17 protein-coding genes and 1 tRNA gene are annotated in these 16,060 nt (G+C 60.9%); 13 read left to right on the top strand and 5 right to left on the bottom strand.

Going from position 1 to position 16,060, the window contains the following annotated elements; translation table 11 throughout:
* The first annotated feature begins 256 nt into the window (after positions 1-256).
* From KH208_RS13150 to KH208_RS13125, 6 genes are all read left to right on the top strand, one after another.
* The gene (locus KH208_RS13150) at positions 257-508 is read left to right on the top strand and encodes a HypC/HybG/HupF family hydrogenase formation chaperone (protein WP_008686310.1); all 252 of its coding nucleotides are present in this window, start codon (positions 257-259) and stop codon (positions 506-508) included.
* A gap of 321 nt (positions 509-829) precedes the next feature.
* The gene (ileS, locus tag KH208_RS13145) at positions 830-3,673 is read left to right on the top strand and encodes an isoleucine--tRNA ligase (protein ID WP_291437032.1); all 2,844 of its coding nucleotides are present in this window, start codon (positions 830-832) and stop codon (positions 3,671-3,673) included.
* Positions 3,670-4,200 carry a signal peptidase II gene (gene lspA / locus KH208_RS13140; protein ID WP_291437030.1) on the top strand — a complete coding sequence of 177 codons (531 nt, stop codon included), beginning with the start codon at positions 3,670-3,672 and terminating at the stop codon, positions 4,198-4,200. The genes ileS and lspA overlap by 4 nt, the downstream gene beginning before the upstream one ends.
* Positions 4,197-4,403 (top strand): PLDc N-terminal domain-containing protein, encoded by a 207-nt coding sequence (locus KH208_RS13135; protein WP_008686313.1) that lies wholly within the window; start codon positions 4,197-4,199, stop codon positions 4,401-4,403. Before lspA ends, KH208_RS13135 begins: the two co-directional genes overlap by 4 nt.
* Positions 4,404-4,415: 12 nt before the next feature.
* Positions 4,416-5,402 (top strand): tol-pal system protein YbgF, encoded by a 987-nt coding sequence (ybgF, locus tag KH208_RS13130; protein ID WP_291437028.1) that lies wholly within the window; start codon positions 4,416-4,418, stop codon positions 5,400-5,402.
* A gap of 215 nt (positions 5,403-5,617) precedes the next feature.
* Positions 5,618-6,253, top strand: coding sequence for a protein phosphatase CheZ (locus KH208_RS13125; protein ID WP_291437027.1), 636 nt, complete (start codon positions 5,618-5,620; stop codon positions 6,251-6,253).
* A 374-nt stretch (positions 6,254-6,627) separates the two neighbouring features.
* Here KH208_RS13125 and KH208_RS13120 read toward each other — a convergent pair whose 3' ends face one another.
* The 3 genes from KH208_RS13120 to KH208_RS13110 form a co-directional block, all read right to left on the bottom strand.
* A complete protein-coding gene (locus tag KH208_RS13120) occupies positions 6,628-7,233 on the bottom strand; it encodes an indolepyruvate oxidoreductase subunit beta (protein WP_291437025.1) in 606 nt (201 codons plus the stop codon).
* 11 nt (positions 7,234-7,244) lie between these two features.
* Complete coding sequence (gene iorA, locus KH208_RS13115) at positions 7,245-9,095, bottom strand: indolepyruvate ferredoxin oxidoreductase subunit alpha (RefSeq protein WP_062251296.1); 1,851 nt, start codon at positions 9,093-9,095, stop codon at positions 7,245-7,247.
* Between the two features lie 368 nt (positions 9,096-9,463).
* Entirely contained in the window at positions 9,464-10,168 is a 705-nt protein-coding gene (locus tag KH208_RS13110; protein ID WP_291437023.1) for a tetratricopeptide repeat protein, read from the bottom strand.
* Positions 10,169-10,322: 154 nt separating this feature from the next.
* Between KH208_RS13110 and KH208_RS13105 the strand changes: the two genes are divergently transcribed.
* The 4 genes from KH208_RS13105 (at position 10,323) to KH208_RS13090 (ending at position 13,414) form a co-directional block, all read left to right on the top strand.
* The gene (locus tag KH208_RS13105; RefSeq protein ID WP_291437021.1) at positions 10,323-11,582 is read left to right on the top strand and encodes a glutamate-5-semialdehyde dehydrogenase; all 1,260 of its coding nucleotides are present in this window, start codon (positions 10,323-10,325) and stop codon (positions 11,580-11,582) included.
* Positions 11,583-12,287 (top strand): nicotinate (nicotinamide) nucleotide adenylyltransferase, encoded by a 705-nt coding sequence (nadD, locus tag KH208_RS13100; RefSeq protein ID WP_291437019.1) that lies wholly within the window; start codon positions 11,583-11,585, stop codon positions 12,285-12,287.
* Between the two features lie 2 nt (positions 12,288-12,289).
* Positions 12,290-13,108, top strand: a complete 819-nt coding sequence (locus tag KH208_RS13095; RefSeq protein ID WP_291437017.1) for a tetratricopeptide repeat protein — start codon at positions 12,290-12,292, stop codon at positions 13,106-13,108.
* 212 nt (positions 13,109-13,320) lie between these two features.
* Positions 13,321-13,414 (top strand) — tRNA-Ser (locus KH208_RS13090).
* A gap of 412 nt (positions 13,415-13,826) precedes the next feature.
* On the opposite strand, the gene KH208_RS13085 is transcribed toward KH208_RS13090, so the two are convergent.
* Both KH208_RS13085 and KH208_RS13080 read right to left on the bottom strand, forming a co-directional pair.
* Positions 13,827-13,964: a transposase gene (locus KH208_RS13085; RefSeq protein WP_291437015.1), complete on the bottom strand. Its 138-nt coding sequence runs from the start codon at positions 13,962-13,964 to the stop codon at positions 13,827-13,829.
* Positions 13,965-14,040: 76 nt separating this feature from the next.
* Positions 14,041-14,622 carry a hypothetical protein gene (locus tag KH208_RS13080; RefSeq protein WP_291437013.1) on the bottom strand — a complete coding sequence of 194 codons (582 nt, stop codon included), beginning with the start codon at positions 14,620-14,622 and terminating at the stop codon, positions 14,041-14,043.
* A gap of 329 nt (positions 14,623-14,951) precedes the next feature.
* On the opposite strand from KH208_RS13080, the gene KH208_RS13075 reads away from it, so the two are divergent.
* From KH208_RS13075 to KH208_RS13065, 3 genes are all read left to right on the top strand, one after another.
* On the top strand, positions 14,952-15,245 hold the full coding sequence (locus tag KH208_RS13075; protein ID WP_291437011.1) for a CopG family ribbon-helix-helix protein: 294 nt from the start codon (positions 14,952-14,954) through the stop codon (positions 15,243-15,245).
* Positions 15,233-15,532, top strand: a complete 300-nt coding sequence (locus tag KH208_RS13070) for a type II toxin-antitoxin system RelE/ParE family toxin (protein ID WP_291437009.1) — start codon at positions 15,233-15,235, stop codon at positions 15,530-15,532. The genes KH208_RS13075 and KH208_RS13070 overlap by 13 nt, the downstream gene beginning before the upstream one ends.
* Positions 15,533-15,758: 226 nt before the next feature.
* Positions 15,759-16,060, top strand: a 302-nt coding sequence (locus KH208_RS13065; protein ID WP_291437007.1) for a transposase, incomplete at its 3' end; no start/stop codon positions are given.

Raw genomic sequence — 16,060 nt, 5'->3', positions numbered from 1 at the left:
CGGCACCAGCCATCCGCCTGCGCTTCGCTCCGGCGGAGCAAAGGTGGCTTCGCCCCTTTTTGCTCGTTCTCCGATCTATCGGGGAATAAAGACTTTTTTGGATGCGTCTGCCCTGGGTTCGCCACCGCCCTTGCTTCGCCATTGCTCCCCTGCTATGCTGATTCCCTGCCCAGCCGACAGCTTTCCGGCGGCGCGTCCGACGCGTCTTGCCGTTGCGCCATGAATGCTTATTCTTCAGTGCAGTGAGGTTCCCGCCATGTGTCTAGCCATTCCCGCCCAGATTGTGGAACTTCAGGAAGAAGGCATGGCCCGCGTGCGCGTGGGCGAAAGCCAGACCTTTCTGACTGCTTCCGTCATGCTTTTGCCTGAACCGCCGCAGATCGGCGATTATGTCATTCTCCACGCCGGGTTCGCCCTGCATACCATGACGCCCCAGGAGGCTCAGGACAGCCTCGCGGCCCTGCGCGAGTTGGCCGAAGCCATGGAGGGCACGCCTGCCCCGTTCTAGCCCGGATTAACTTTGAGAATTGTCATTCCCAAAGTTTTAAAACGCTCGCTCTGCTCTCGATGTCCGTACGGCGTAGCTATGCCGCCTTACGGACGACGCTCGTAGCGGGCGTCTGCGTGAGCAGACGCCGGAGCAATTTCACTTTGAAATTGCTCCGAGGCCGCCTCTCCGCGCAATGTATGCCGACAAGTCCACGCCCAAGAAGGCCGCAGAAAAGCGGCCTTCTTGACTTTAGGGCGCTCTTTGCCCACACTAGAGCGATTTTTCTTTCGCCCGCATCCTCTTCTGCCCTCGGGCCGGGCACAGCCGCTGGGAGCCAGCATGAGTGACTACAAAAAAACCCTGAATCTTCCGCAAACCGCCTTTCCCATGAAGGCCAATCTGGCCCAGCGCGAGCCGGAAACGCTCAAGAAGTGGGACCGGATCAACGCCCGCGAAGCCATGGTCGAGGCTTCGGGCAGCCGGGGCACCTATGTGCTGCACGACGGTCCGCCCTACGCCAACGGGCACATTCACATGGGCACGGCGCTGAACAAGATTCTCAAGGACATTGTGGTCAAATCCCGCAACATGCAGGGGTACGCCTCCCGCTATGTGCCGGGCTGGGATTGCCACGGCCTGCCCATCGAGCACAAGGTGGAGCAGGAACTCAAGGAAAAGAAAAAGACCCTGCCCGCGCATGTGGTGCGCAAGCTCTGCCGCGACTACGCGGCCAAATGGATCGACGTGCAGCGCAAGGAATTCAAGCGACTGGGCGTGCTCGGGGACTGGGACGATCCCTACATGAGCATGAAGCCCGCCTATGAGGCCACCACGGCGCGCGAACTGGCCGATTTTGTGGAAAAGGGCAGCGTGATCCGCGCCAAGAAGCCCATCTACTGGTGCTGCTCCTGCCATACGGCTCTGGCCGAAGCCGAGGTGGAATACTACGACCACACTTCCCCCTCCATCTACGTGCGTTTTCCCCTGCCCGACGCGGGATTGAGCAAGGTCTTTCCGCAGGCTGACCCTTCCCGCGCCCATGTGGTCATCTGGACCACCACGCCCTGGACCCTGCCGGACAACATGGCCGTCTGCCTGCATCCGGAATTCAGCTACGTACTGGTGGAGGCCGGGGGCAGCCAGTATCTGCTGGCCGAGGAACGCCTCGCGCCCTGCGCCGCCCTGTTCGGCTGGAACGATCCCAAAATTCTGGGCCGGGCCACGGGCGCGCAGCTCGAAGGCCTGGTGGCCCGCCATCCCTTCTACGACCGTCCCTCGCCCCTGACTCTGGGCCTGCACGTGACACTGGACACGGGTACCGGCTGCGTGCATACCGCGCCGGGCCACGGCCGCGAGGACTACGAAGTGGGCCTCAAGTACGGCCTGGACATTTATTCTCCCCTGGACGACGCGGGCCGTTTTCTGCCCACAGTGGAATTTTTCGCCGGGCTCACGGTCACCGAAGCCAACCCCAAGGTCATTGAAAAGCTCAAGGAAAAGGGCGCGCTGCTCCAGGCAGGCAAGATCCAGCACTCCTATCCGCACTGCTGGCGCTGCAAAAATCCGGTGATTTTCCGGGCCACCACCCAGTGGTTCATCAGCATGGAGAAAAACGACCTGCGCAAGCGGGCTCTGGAGAGCATCGACAAGGACGTGCAGTGGATTCCGGCCTGGGGCCGGGACCGCATTTACAATATGATCGAATCCCGGCCGGACTGGTGCATTTCGCGCCAGCGCCAGTGGGGCGTGCCGATCCTGGCCCTGCGTTGCGAGGACTGCGGCGAGGCCTGGAACGATCCCGCCTGGATGCGCGAGATCAGCGACCGCTTCGCCAAGCACCCCACGGGCTGCGACTACTGGTACGAGGCGGACCTGAGCGAGATTGTGCCCGACGGCCTGAAGTGCCCGCACTGCGGCGGCAGCCACTGGACAAAAGAAAGCGACATTCTGGACGTCTGGTTCGACTCCGGCACCAGCTTCGCGGCCGTGCTGGAAGCGCGGCCAGAGCTCTCCTACCCGGCGGACCTCTACCTGGAAGGCTCGGACCAGCATCGCGGCTGGTTCCACAGCTCTCTGCTGGTGTCCGAGGGCACGCGCGGGCGGCCCCCCTACCGCTCGGTGCTGACCCACGGCTACGTGGTGGACGGCGAAGGCCGCAAGATGTCCAAATCCATCGGCAATGTCATCGCCCCGCAGGAACTCATCGAGAAGTTCGGGGCCGAGATCGTGCGCCTCTGGGTTTCCTCGGTGGAATACCGCGAAGACATCCGCATTTCGGACCAGATCCTGGGCCGTCTGGTGGACGCCTACCGCCGCATCCGCAACACCTGCCGTTTCATCCTGGGCAACATCGACGGCCTGAACCAAGCGGACCTGCTGCCCCTGGAGCAATTGCTGCCCCTGGACCGCTTTGCCCTGGACGTGGCCGCACGCATGCACGAACGCGTACAGCAGGCCTACACGGACTTTGAATTCCACAAGGTCTACCACAGCCTGCACAATTACTGCGTCACGGATCTCTCCTCCGTCTATCTGGATATCCTCAAGGACCGCCTCTACGCCTCGGGCGCGACCAGCCGGGAACGCCGCTCGGCCCAGACGGCCCTGTGGCACATTCTGCGTCTGCTGCTGCGCGACATGGCCCCGGTGCTCTCCTTCACAGCCGAGGAAATCTTCAGCCACCTTCCGGCGGACCTGCGCGGGCCCGAGCCCACGGTCTTCGCCCTGCAGGCCGTGTCCGGCGAGGAATTTCTGCTGCCCGAAGGCCGGCGCGACGACTGGAACGTGCTGCTGGCCGTGCGCGGCGCGGTGACCAGGGCCATCGAACCCCTGCGCCGCGACGGCGTGGTGGGCCATTCCCTGGATACGCGGGTCACGCTCTACCTGGCCGACGAGTTGCGCGAGCGCCTGGAAAGCCTGAACACGGACCTGCGCGCGGTCTGCATCGTCTCCCAGTTGGAACTGGCCCCCCTGGCCGAGGCTCCGAAAGATGCCTACAGTGACAGCGAAGTGTCCGGCCTGGCCATCGGCGTGGAAAAGGCCCACGGCGAAAAGTGCGAGCGCTGCTGGATTTACAGCACGGAACTGGGCACGGACCCGGCCCATCCCACGCTCTGCCCGCGTTGCGCGGCGGTGCTCAAAAACCTTCCCCTCGGGGAGCGGGAAGGACGCGCGGCCGAATGAGACGGCGCTATCTGATTTTGGGCGGCCTGGCCGCGCTGGCCTTTGTGCTGGACCAGCTCAGCAAATGGTGGGTCATGACCGCCATTCCCGAGCACCGGCCCGTGGTGGTGATCCCCGGTTTCTTCGACCTGATCAACATCCGCAACCGGGGCGCGGCCTTCGGTTTTCTGAACCGCTCGGACATTGAATGGCAGTTCTGGCTCTTCCTGGCGGCCACCGTGGTGGCGGCCTGGGCCATCATCGCCCTGGTGCGCGGCTCACGCCATCAACCCTGGCTCTTCGCCGGGCTGGGCCTGGTGCTGGGCGGTGCTCTGGGCAACCTGGCGGACCGTCTGCGCTTCCGGGCCGTGGTGGATTTTCTGGATTTTTACTGGGGCGACTGGCACTGGCCCGCCTTCAATGTGGCGGATATGGCCATCTGTATCGGCGCCTTTCTGGCCTGTCTGGTCATCTGGCGCAAATCGCCGGAAAACGCGCGGGACGGCGCGTCCGACCGCGACACGTCCGGCACGGGGAGAAAAGCATGACCTTTGCCTGGTGGCATCCGCTGGTAGCCTTGATTCCCATGCTTCCCAGCTTCTGGAGCATCTGGCACATCTGGAGTCATGAGTTCGAGACGCCCCAGCAACGTGCGCTCTGGCTGGTGCTGGTGGTCTTTCTGCCGGTACTGGGCGGCATCATCTACATATTTACGGGCCGCACCAAGGCCTGTGGAAAAATTCAACGCTGAAACGAGGCTATCATGAACAGATCCCGTTCTTCCCATCTCCTGCTCCTGGGCTGCGCCAGTCTGTTGCTGGGCGCCTGCGTGCAGAGCGGCTCCGGCGGCGGCAGCACCCTGAATCTGGAACAGCAGGTGCAGCAGCACGACATGCAGCTCAGACAATTGCAGCCCGCCCAGGCCGACGCCTGGAACCAGCTCCAGGCCATGCGGCAGGAGTTGAACACCCTCAAGGGCCAGATGGACGATCTGCAGAATGCGGGCGGCGCGCGCGCCCTGGTGGAGCGCGTCAATCGCCATGATGCGGCCCTGCGCCAGGTGGAGAGCAGCATGGCCCTGAATCTCAATCTGGGCGATCCCCTGCCGTCCACGCCCGTGTCGGCGGCTGCGCCGACGACTCCGGCCGTGCCCATGACCGGGACCGCGAACACGCCGTCGTACGGCCAGCCCGAAGCAACCTACGGCCAACCGGCCCAGGGCGGCATGCCCGCGGGCAGTCCCGGCTACACGGCGGCCGTGCCTGCGGGCACGCAGCCCTATCAGGGCCAGCAGGCGGCCCAGCCCGCCCAGGCTCCCAACGCCAGCACCTGGGGCCAACCCTCGCCCCAGCCCGTGGTGCAGGCCCCGCAGAAGGACATTTCCCTGGCCCTCTTCGACGCGGGCGTCAATGCCTTCAACGCCCGCAAGTACGAGGAAGCCCAGCGCTCCTTCACGGACTTTCTGAAAAATTACAAGGACCACAACCTGGCCCCGGAAGCCCAGTACTACCTGGCGGAGTGCTACTTCCAGCGCAATCAGTTCGCGGACGCGGCCCTGGCCTATGATACGGTGATCAAAAAATATCCCAAGTCCACGCGCACGCCCGGCGCCTATCTGAAGCAGGGCATCAGCTTCAGCAAAATCAACCAGGGGGCCGCGGCCAAAGCCCGGATGCAGGAACTGATCAAGAAGTTCCCCAATTCACCGGAAGCCGCCCGCGCCAAGAGCTTTTTGAAGACCAACAAGTAAGCGGTCATTTTCGTCCGGAGCGTGTTTTGCCGCCGGGCCTGTCCCGGCGGCAAAACGTTTCACGGCAGAGAGCGGCTCAGGCATGAAATGTGTGAACCGCTCCGGCAAGGGTTTGCAGCCAACCCCTTGTCATGACAAGTGGTACATACTCTGAGGGGCCCGGCCCCCTACTCGCAACACTCTAACCTTTCGGCAGGGCCGGAAAGGGGAACGGGATGGCGGACCACGCAGATGAGCCGACCGTGTACAGACAGTTGAGCACGGACATGCGCCAGGGGCTGAAGGATATTTACCAGCAGATTTCCACGGCTTCCAGCGATCAGGCTTCGCCCGTGCCCGAAACGGACGCCCTGTTCCACGAGGCTTCGGACCAGTTGGGGGAAGTGCTCAAAGCCACGGAAACAGCCACCATGAGCATCATGGAAATCGTGGAGAAGCATCTGGATCTCCAAGCCGAAAGCGCGGAACTGCTGGCCGCCGTGCGGGAAGGCACGGCCACGGAAAGCCAGAAGGCCCGCCTTGCCGAGATCAACAGCCAATTGGGCGATGATCTCACCAGCCTGCTGACCACCCTGAGTTTTCAGGACATCACGGGCCAGCGGATCAAACGGGTGGTGGCGGCTCTGAACAAGATTGAAAACAGCGTGGTGGAGCTCTATGTCTCTTCCGGCCTGATCATGGACGGCGCGGAAAAAGACCCGGCCAAGAACGCCCAGGCCCTGAAAGAGGAAGCCAGCAAGGCTGTGGAGGATTTCCGCCAGAACCGCAAGGTCGTTTCCTCGCTCAACGGTCCCAAGAAAGGCGTCTCTCAGGGGGCCATCGACGATATGCTGGCCCAGTTGGGCATGTAGTGTCTAATTAAAAAATTAGGCACACAAAACCCAGAGGGTCTTGCATCCGCCGTAACTCAGCGAAAAACCACGTTTTTTCTCTGACGATCCTCCGAAAATTGAGAGCATAACTATACTCAAAATTTTTGCAATCAGAGTAATCCCGGATTCCGGCATTTGAAAAGCAAACAGCCCGCCGATGGTTTTCACCACGGCGGGCTGTTGTTTTACAGGGCTGTTACTCTTCAAAGTCTGTTGGCCACTACGAGAAATTTTGTTCTCTGCCAAGGAAGGAAGACTTTTTATGGAAGGAGTGTACTCTTGTGGTACTCGACCGGAATAAAAAGTCTTTCTGACGCAGGCAGAGGGCGAAAGGGCCGTAGTTGCCAACAGACTTAGGCCAGAACCGTCTTGCCCAACTCCAAGGCCTTAAGATTGGACTCCTGCAGCTTAGCGGGCAGAAACTTCTTGATGGCCGCTTCCAAGGCGTCCACGCCGAAAGGCAGCACGCCGGAGGCGCAGACCGCGCTCAGCAGCACGGTATTGCCGCTCTGGGCCGAACCGGCCTGGAGTCCCAGCTCGCGGCAGGGAATGAAGCGGCATTGCCCGGCCACCAGCCGGGTCTGTTCCTCGATATAGGCCATGTCAGGATAGCCGGCCTGTCCCAGGGAGACGCTGACCGGCGGCAGGGGATCGCTGCTGGAAAACACCGTGCCGCCGGGCCGCAGATAGGGCAGGCCGCGCAGGGTTTCCAGAGGTTCAAAGCCCAGCAGCACATCGGCCTCCCCGAAGTCCAGTTTGGGCGAACGCCAGCCGCCCAGCAACAGCACGGATTCCACCACGCCGCCGCGCTGGGCCATGCCGTGCACTTCCCCGGCCACCACGTCCAGACCGGCCTGCAGAGCCGTACGCGCCAGCAGGGTAGTCGCCGTCAACGTGCCCTGGCCGCCCACGCCGGTGAAATAAATCCGCATCCGTTTTTGCTTGTCGTGTGCTTTCATTGTTTCACCACTCAGCGCTTTTTGGCTTTAAAGGCCGTGGGAGCGATCTGCAGGCAGATCATGCAGCCGGAACACAGGGTTTCATCCACCGCCAGATTGTCGCCCTGGCGATAAAAGGCCGGACAGGCCAGCTGCTCCAGGCAGCGCAAGGCTTCCTCGCCCTGCTGCACCACCTGGGCCACCTGGGGCTGCCCTTTCTTGAGGCGACGACGGGCATAGAGCACGCACGGCTCCTCGGCGATGAGCACCCGCACCCCGGACTTGCCCTTCATTTCCTCCAGGGCCTTGGTCACGGCCTTGAGATTGAAGGCCTTTACCTTGACGCATTCGGTCACGCCCAAGCCGCGCACCACGGCTTCCATATCCATATGCACGCTCATGTCGCCGAGCATTTCCTGCAACATGCCGGGATTGGGCTGATGGCCGGTCATAGCCGTGGTGCCGTTGTCCAGAACGACCAACAGCAGATCGTGGTGGTTGAAGACCGCATTCGCCAGGCCGGTCATGCCGGAGTGGAAAAAGGTGGAGTCGCCGATGAAACCCACCACCGGCTTGCCCGAAGCCCGCGCAAAGCCGCTGCCCGCCGAAATGGACGAGCCCATGCAGACCAGAAAGTCCGCGGTGCGCAGGGGCGGCAGCAGGCCCAACGTGTAGCAGCCGATGTCGCTGGAATAGATGGCTTCGTCCCCGAATACCTGACGCACGGCATAGTACACGGCGCGGTGCGAACAGCCGGGGCAGAGGTTGGGCGGACGGCCCGGCAGCTGCGCCTCCACGGGACGCGCGGGCTTGGCCGGACAAGGGCAGTCCAGCCAGGCGGACAGGCGACGCAGCACCAGGGTGGTGGAATATTCCCCCTGGCCGGTCAGATTTTCATTCTTGCCCTCAATGCGCACGTTCAGGCCGCGCCGCTGGGCCAGGGCGCGCACGTCCTGTTCCAGCAGGTCCGCGCCTTCCTCCAGCACCAGCACCCGGTCGCATTTCTGGAGGAACGCGACGATCATTTCGCTGGGCAGGGGCCAGGTCATGCCCAGTTCCAGCACGCGCACGCGGTCTTCCCAACCGCCGCTGGCCAAGGCGTCGGCCAGGTAATTGCGGGCCACGCCGCTGGCGATGATCCCCAGGCGGGTCTGTCCGGCGGGTTCGCGCTCCACGTTGAAGCGGCTGCCCTCGGCGATCTGGCGGGCCTTTTCCAGGTTGGCGTCCAGAGCCAGATGACGGCGGCAGGCCACGGCGGGCACCGGCACAAAGCGTCCCGGCTCGCGCTTGAAGGCCACCTTGGGCTGGGGCGCGGGCAGATCGTCAAAATCCACGGGCCCGCGCATATGGCTGACCCTGGTGGTGGTGCGCAGCATGACCGGCTGTTGCAGTTCGCGGGCCAGACGAAAGGCCTCGCGGGTCATTTCCTTGGCTTCCTGAGCCGAAACGGGCTCAAAACAGGGCAGAGAGGCGAAACGGGCGTAATGGCGGTTGTCCTGCTCGTTCTGGCTGGAATGGCAGCCGGGGTCGTCGGCCGTGAGCACCACCAGACCGCCGGGCAGGCCGATATAGGCCGAGGTGAACAAGGGATCGGCGGCCACGTTGAGGCCCACATGCTTCATGGCCACCAGGCTCATGGCGCCGCCCAGGGCGCCGCCGGCGGCCACTTCCATGGCGACCTTCTCGTTGATGGAATATTCCAGCCGGTAGCGGCCCTCACCGCCCAGGCGGAGGAAGGTGTCGGCCACTTCCGAGGACGGCGTGCCCGGATAACAGGAAACCATATGCACGCCCGCTTCCAGAGCGCCGCGCACAATAGCTTCATTGCCCAATAACAGATGGCGCTCCCCACGGGCGCCGCGCAACAACGGATCGTTGCTCATGCTTCCTCCAGACCTCGCGCGCGTGCCGCGCGGGCCGCAAATGGATACCCCCAGCCGGACTTTTCCGCCCCGGCGTCACCGGGCGCGGTCGGCGTCCGGCACGCATTACGGCGTGTTCGTGTCTGATTTGAAAAATCAGACACCCAAAACCCGTAGGGTTTTGCGGCGGCATAGCCGCCGTGAGTCAGTGAAAAACCACGTCTTTTCGCTGACGATCCCGCGAAAATTGCGAGCATACCTCCGCTCGTAATTTTTGCAATCAGACACTGGTGTCGCGCCGCCGAAGGCGGCGTGAACGAGCCGAAAACCGCGTTTTTCGGCGAAGCGATCTTCACACAGAAAACGAAGTTTTATTGTGTGACATGGTACTAGTTCTGGACCGGCTTTTCAGGCGCGCTCCCGGCGGCGGGAACCAGCGCCTCGGCCCGGACGCGGAAATAGTCTCCGTCAAGGCCGCTCACTTCCTGAGCCAGGGCCTGGTAAGTCTTGGCGGCCAGATCCTTCTGTCCCGCCCTGGCGGCGGCTTCGGCCAGCATCTGGCGCAGCTGGACGGAACGGTTTTCACCCGGCAGGCGCGCTTCCAGGCCCTGCAGCAAGGTCAGGGCCTCGGCGTTCTTGCCCGCCTTGAGCAGGCTTCCGGCCTCGCCCAGGGCGGCGGCCATGCCCAGCGCGCCGTCGGCGTCCAGTTTGGCGGCCTTGGCGTAAACCTCGGCGGCAACAGCGGCGTCCCCGCTCTCCAGAGCGCTCTGGGCCCAGGCCAGCAGCACGGAAAGGCGCACATCGGACGGGGCCTTGTCGGCCAGGGCGGCCAGGGCCTTGAGGCGTTCCTGCCCCTGCATGGTCATGCTGACGCGCGCCAGTTCCTGCCGGGCGTCCTCGTTCTTGCCGCCGCTGTACCAGCGCCAGATGCCCGTGCCTGCCAGGACCAGCAGAAAGAGGATCACCACACCGGCGATAATGCCCGCATGGCGCAGCATGAACTGCAGGAGGGGCGCGCTTTCGGAACTGACTTCAGCCTGCAGATCGCGAAACAGGGGCGAAGTCTCCTCGCCTTGATTCTTTTGCGGATTCATGTATCAAAAACTCCTTAGGGAGACGGAACTGCCCAAAGCCGGAAGCCCGCGACGCGGGCAGGCTGTTCCTGACGGAACTATTTACATAGGCCAAAGCCGGTCTTCCTGTCAAAATAAATATCCCCGCCGCTCACGGCGGCGCAAAGGAGCAGCCATGACGCCTGCGGAAGAAATGGAACGCCTGGCCGCGCGGGCCCGGGAAGCGGCCCGGGCCATGAGCCGGGCCCGCGCCGAGACCAAGACGCGGGCCCTGATCGGACTGGCGGACCAGCTGGCCGCGCGGGAAGAGGAAATCCTGACCGCCAACCGCAAGGATCTGGACGCGGCCCGCGCCGCGGGCCTGGACGCTCCGCGTCTGGACCGTCTGACCCTGACCCCGGCCATCATGGCCGAGATGCGCGCGGCCTGCCTGCATGTGGCCCAGCTGCCCGATCCCGTGGGCGTCACGGAACAGCAGTGGCAACAGCCCAACGGTCTGCTGGTGGGACGCATGCGCATCCCCCTCGGGGTCATCGCCATGATTTACGAGGCCCGGCCCAATGTGACCATCGACGCGGCCATCCTCTGCATCAAGGCGGGCAACGCGGTGATTCTGCGCGGCGGCAGCGAGGCCCTGCACTCCAACACGGCGCTGGCCGGGCTGCTGCAAACGGCCCTGTCCGACGCGGGCCTGCCGCCCCAGGCCGCGCAACTGGTGGGCATCACGGACCATGCGGCGGTAACGGCCCTGTGCAAGCAGGACCGGTACATCGACGTCATCATCCCGCGCGGCGGCGAAGGCCTGGTGCGCGCCGTCACCGAAGCGGCCACCATGCCAGTGCTCAAGCACTTCAAGGGCGTCTGCCATGCCTTTATCGACGCGGATGCGGATCAGGATCAGGCCCTGGAGATCGTCTTCAACGCCAAGGTGCAGCGGCCCGGCGTGTGCAACGCCTTGGAATGCCTGCTGGTGCACAAAGACGCGGCAACCAACTTTCTGCCGCTGGCGGCCGCGAAACTGGGCGCTGCCGGGGTGGAATTCCGGGCCTCGCCGGAAGCCCTGCCCCTGCTCGGCCCCGGAGCCGTGCTCCTGCAGCCCGAGGATCTCGGCCAGGAATTCCACGCCCTGATCCTGGCCGTGCTCGTGGTGGACGATCTGGACGCGGCCTTGGACCACATCGCCCGTTACGGCTCCAATCACACCGAAATCATCTGCACCCGCGACTACGGCCACGCCATGCGTTTTCTGCGCGAGGCCGACGCCTCCATGGTGGCGGTCAACGCCTCCAGCCGCTTTAACGACGGCGGCCAGCTGGGCCTGGGCGCGGAAATCGGCATTTCCACCTCCAAGCTGCACGCCTACGGCCCCATGGGCGTGCAGGAGTTGACCACCACCAAATTCGTGGTGCTGGGCCAGGGGCAGGTACGGCAGTAAATGACGGCGCACGGCGTCCGGCGTCCGGGCCGGGCCATTCTGGGCGGCAGTTTCAATCCGCCGCACGTGGGTCATCTGCGTCTGGCCGTGGAGGCGCGCGAGGCACTGGGCGACCTGGTGCGGGGCGTGGATATGGTGCCCTGCGCCCAGCCGCCGCACAAGAAGGCCGGGCACCTGTTGCCCTTTGAGCTGCGCGCCGCCATGCTGGAGGCGGCCCTGGCCCCCCTGCCCTGGCTGCGCTGCAACCGTCTGGAAGCCCTGCGGGACGGCCCCTCCTACACCTGGGACACCTTGCAGGCCTATCGCGCGGCGGAACCGGACACGGACTTCTATTTTCTGCTGGGCAGCCCGGATTTCGCCCTGCTGCCCACCTGGCACCGGGGCCTGGAGCTGCCCCGGCTCTGTCATTTCGTGGTGGTGCCGCGCGGCGATCTCACAGCCGAGGAATTCACGGACATGGCCGGCGCTCTCTGGCCCGAGGCCCGCGAACACCCGCCGGTTCTGCCCGGAGGCTGTTGCATGGCCCTGCCCGGCGGCGGGCTGGCGCATTTTCTGCCGCTGCCCTGGCTGGCCGTGAGCGCCTCGCGCATCCGCGAGCTCTGGCTGGCCGGACGCAGCGTGGATTACCTGGTGCCGAGAGCCGCGCTGAACCTCTTGCAGTCCCACCGACAGGCCATCGCGGCGCATTGGCAGGAGGCAAAATAGCCATGCTCACCGTCGCACCCAAGGAAGTGCGTGAAAACATCGCCCGCGCCAACGGCTACCTGCGCCGCAACGAAGTGAAACGCGCCCTGGCCTCCATGAGCGCGGCCCTGCGCCAATACGCGGGCCTGCAGCTGACGCGCGCGGCCAGGGCGGAGCTGGACATCCAGATCAGCGAATTTCTGAGCGCCCTGGTCCATCATCAGAGCATGCAGCCTCTGCTCGACCCGGCCCAGAGCGGCATCCCCCGCGAGATTTTCTATCATCAGGGCAAGGAAAGCGCCCTGGCCACCGTGCTGGACGGCCTGGCCAAAATTTTGCGGGAAGAGGCGGAGAGTTCCATCCGGCAGGAAGCCGAAGCGCGCCTGGAGCGCAAAAAAAATCTGATCCGGACCGGCGTGCAACTGATACGCGAAGGCCAGCCCGCCAAGGGGCGCGCTTTTCTGAAACGCGTGGTCGTGGAATTCAGCGACGAGGAAGGCATCCGCATCCAGTTGGGCCAGATTTTCACCGCCGCCGGACAATATACGGAAGCCGCCGAAATGTATGAGGAAGCCATGCAGGCCCAACCCCGTGAAGCGGCGGCCTACACCGGAGCCGTGGCCGCCTGGCTGAAACTGCGCGAATTCGAAAAGGCCGAAAACGTCTACAAGGCCATTCTGCGCACTTTCGGCGGCCATCCCTCCACCTTCGGCAAAATGGCAAAAATGTATTTGGAGTGGCATCGGCGCGCCCAGGCCGAGGATACGGCCCTGCGCGCCCTGCAGGCCGATCCGCGGCAGGCCGACGCCCTGGAAGTCATGGCGGAGCTGGACAAAAAGTAACCATGGGGGCGTGGGCGGGCGTTCGGCACGCAACCGCACAGAAGTTGCATGCGCTGCCCCAGGCCTCTGACGCCGTGTGGCCATGCCGGTCGGACGCCGGACATCCGGCGGAAAAAGGCCCGCGCGGCGTTGCCTTTCACGCGAAAGTACGCTAGAAGTTTTTTTCGATTCCGCTGTGGCAAGTTGCCCGGCGCGACTCCGCTATACGACGCGGAGGGGTAGCGAAGCGGCCGTAACGCGCTCGACTCGAAATCGAGTTATCGGTTAATAGCCGGTACGTGGGTTCGAATCCCACCCCCTCCGCCATTTTTGCGTCCACAGAAAAACAAACAAGTCAACGGATACTCCGGCATGTCGCAGGGCGGTATGATGCGTTCCGCGCCATAGGTTTCACGACTTTTACGATGGAGAATCAAAATAGCCACTTTCAAAAGCGCAGAGAGAATCGGTGTTCTCTTTCTGACGCTTCATCTACGCGTAAAAAACACTAGCTGAAACCATCAACAGCTGACATATCAGCCGGACAGGGTGCTCACGTTGCTAAGATAGAGTGACGACGTGCTTCAAAGTGATTCTTTGACGAAGTGCGTCGCCGCTTTTTTAATATCTCACACTCTATTTTAAGTTCGAAATTCTCCTGACACAGCCGGGAAATTTCCTCTGCTCGGCGTGAAAGACTTTTGTCTGGATTTGAGCATGTCATCCCTGCGCTAGATCGTCATCCAGTTTGCCGGATTTTCTGGGCCATCTCCAGCCTTCGCACCACTTCAGCCACACCAAGCCCGTCTTCATCCACCATCTTGACGGCTTGCAGCTTAAACTCCTGTGTATATCGAATCCGTCTGAGTTTTTCCATAAATCTCCCGTTTTCACAGTCTGACTTATAGCGTCCATTTTGAACAGACTGCCTCCCTATAAAATATCTTGAGCCGCTAAGGAATTACTGGCCCTCTAAAGCTTTCACCGCATCCGAATGAATACTGCATATTGATCTTTTTTGACGGTGCATAACAAAGAGCAATTTCTGGATACTGCATAGCCAACCTAAATAATGCAACCGCTGATTGTTTAGGGCCTAATGACGCTAATATCAAGTTATGCGATGGAATATATTCTTCAATTATTTTTGAAAGCTGGCTCTCGCCACAATCGCCACCATAGCAATCTATATCAATAGTTAAAGCATCAAGCTCTTCAATTAGTGACTTATGCGCCTTCAAATTCAATGTGGTGTTGTTAAACTGTTTCCCACTTTGAATAGCAAAACAAACCAGGTCTGGTTCAAAATAGTTACAAAGTTGCTCAGCCCGAGCATAATCATAGCCTGTAACTATTATTAGGAATGTTTCCTTAGATATATCAGATAAACCTGATAATTTTAGCGGAAATCGTGGAACGTCTGTATCTTCTGTGAGCCAATCACCATATTTATCTGGCTTGTGGTACAAATACTGAACAGTTGCTTTCTTTTGTTTTAAGAGCAGAAATATATACCATATTATCTCTCTAGGCATAGTTGTAATGTCAACAAGTACATTTTTTCCAATTTTTTGCGAGTCAAAATAATTCTTTATAGTTTTCCAACATGAAGATTGGGAAGAGAAATCTACCTCTTCAAGACGATACTCAATATTTTTTTTCAGCCAATTTATTAATTAGCTCGCTATAGATAAACTATATAATCGAATCCCACCCAAAATTGAAGAAGTCCTGAAATCAAGAAATGAAGCGAATTTCAGGGCCTTTTTGTTTAATCCGAACGTAGCGCGTCCTTCGAAGTGTGCTTAGCTTGACTTTGTAGTCATAAGTAGTTATCTAAGCTACAAGCAGAGAGGAGCCATTCATGCAAACGCAAGCCAATTCCAGCCCCATCAGCATCCGTCTGCCTGCCGAGTTGAAAGCGCGGGTGCAGGGCCTTGCCGCCATGCGCCAACGCTCCACCAATGCTCTGGTGGTGCAGGCCGTGGCGGCCTTTGTGGAGCGGGAGGAAAAGCGCGAAGCCATCCGGCAGGAGTGCATCGCCGCCCATGAACACTACCAGCGGACGGGGCTGCATGTCACCCAGGCGGAAGTGAAAGATTGGATCGCCCGGCTTCGGCAGGGTAAACAGACGGATGCTCCCATATGTCATATATAGTGCGCTGGACGGACAACGCGCTGGTCGGGCTTGTGCGGGTGCATGCCTTTTTGGCGGAAGTGGATGCCGAGGCGGCGCAAAAAGCCTTGGATGCCGTTGAGGCGGCCACGGATGTTCTGGAGCAGTTCCCCCATGCCGGGCGGCCCGCCGATGATCTGGAGCCGGAGCACCGGGAACTGCTGATTCCCTTCGGTGGTTCCGGCTATGCCTTGTTTTACGAGGTGCAGGGAGAGAACGTGCTTATTCTGGCCCTCAAACACCAGCGCGAAGCAGGGTATGGTGAATGACCGTCTCTCGTTCTGTTGTTTGAAAGACGGGAATGGATATTCATGCGCCAGTTTTGATGTCATTTCAGGATTTCAATGGAGATGTGGAGAAAATAGTGTATAAAATTTGATTCCAGGCTGAATATTGAATAAAATTAATAAATTATTTTACATGATTAGTTAGGTTCAGGACTCGTTAATTGCCAATCATTTTGTATCAGTGTATTTATAACGCCCGAGGTAAGTCATGAGCACACTGTTTTATCTTTCCACCGGGCAGATTGCGCGTATCAAACCCTATTTTCCTCTGTCACACGGGGTGCCCAGAGTTGATGACAGCCGTATCGTCAGTGGGATTGTCTACGTCATCAAGAACGGCCTGCAAGGGAAAGATGCCCCACGTGAGTATGGGCCACACAAAACTCTCTACAACCGTTTTATCCGATGGAACCGATTGGGTATTTTCAACAAAATTTTTGCGGAACTTGTTGAGCAAAATGGCCCTGCAACACGACTGATGATTGATGCCACCCACCTCAAAGCGCACAG

It is taken from the genome of Desulfovibrio sp. (assembly GCF_018379785.1).
In the GTDB taxonomy this organism is placed as follows: Bacteria; Desulfobacterota; Desulfovibrionia; order Desulfovibrionales; family Desulfovibrionaceae; genus Desulfovibrio.
This window is presented reverse-complemented; position numbering and strand designations above follow the sequence as displayed.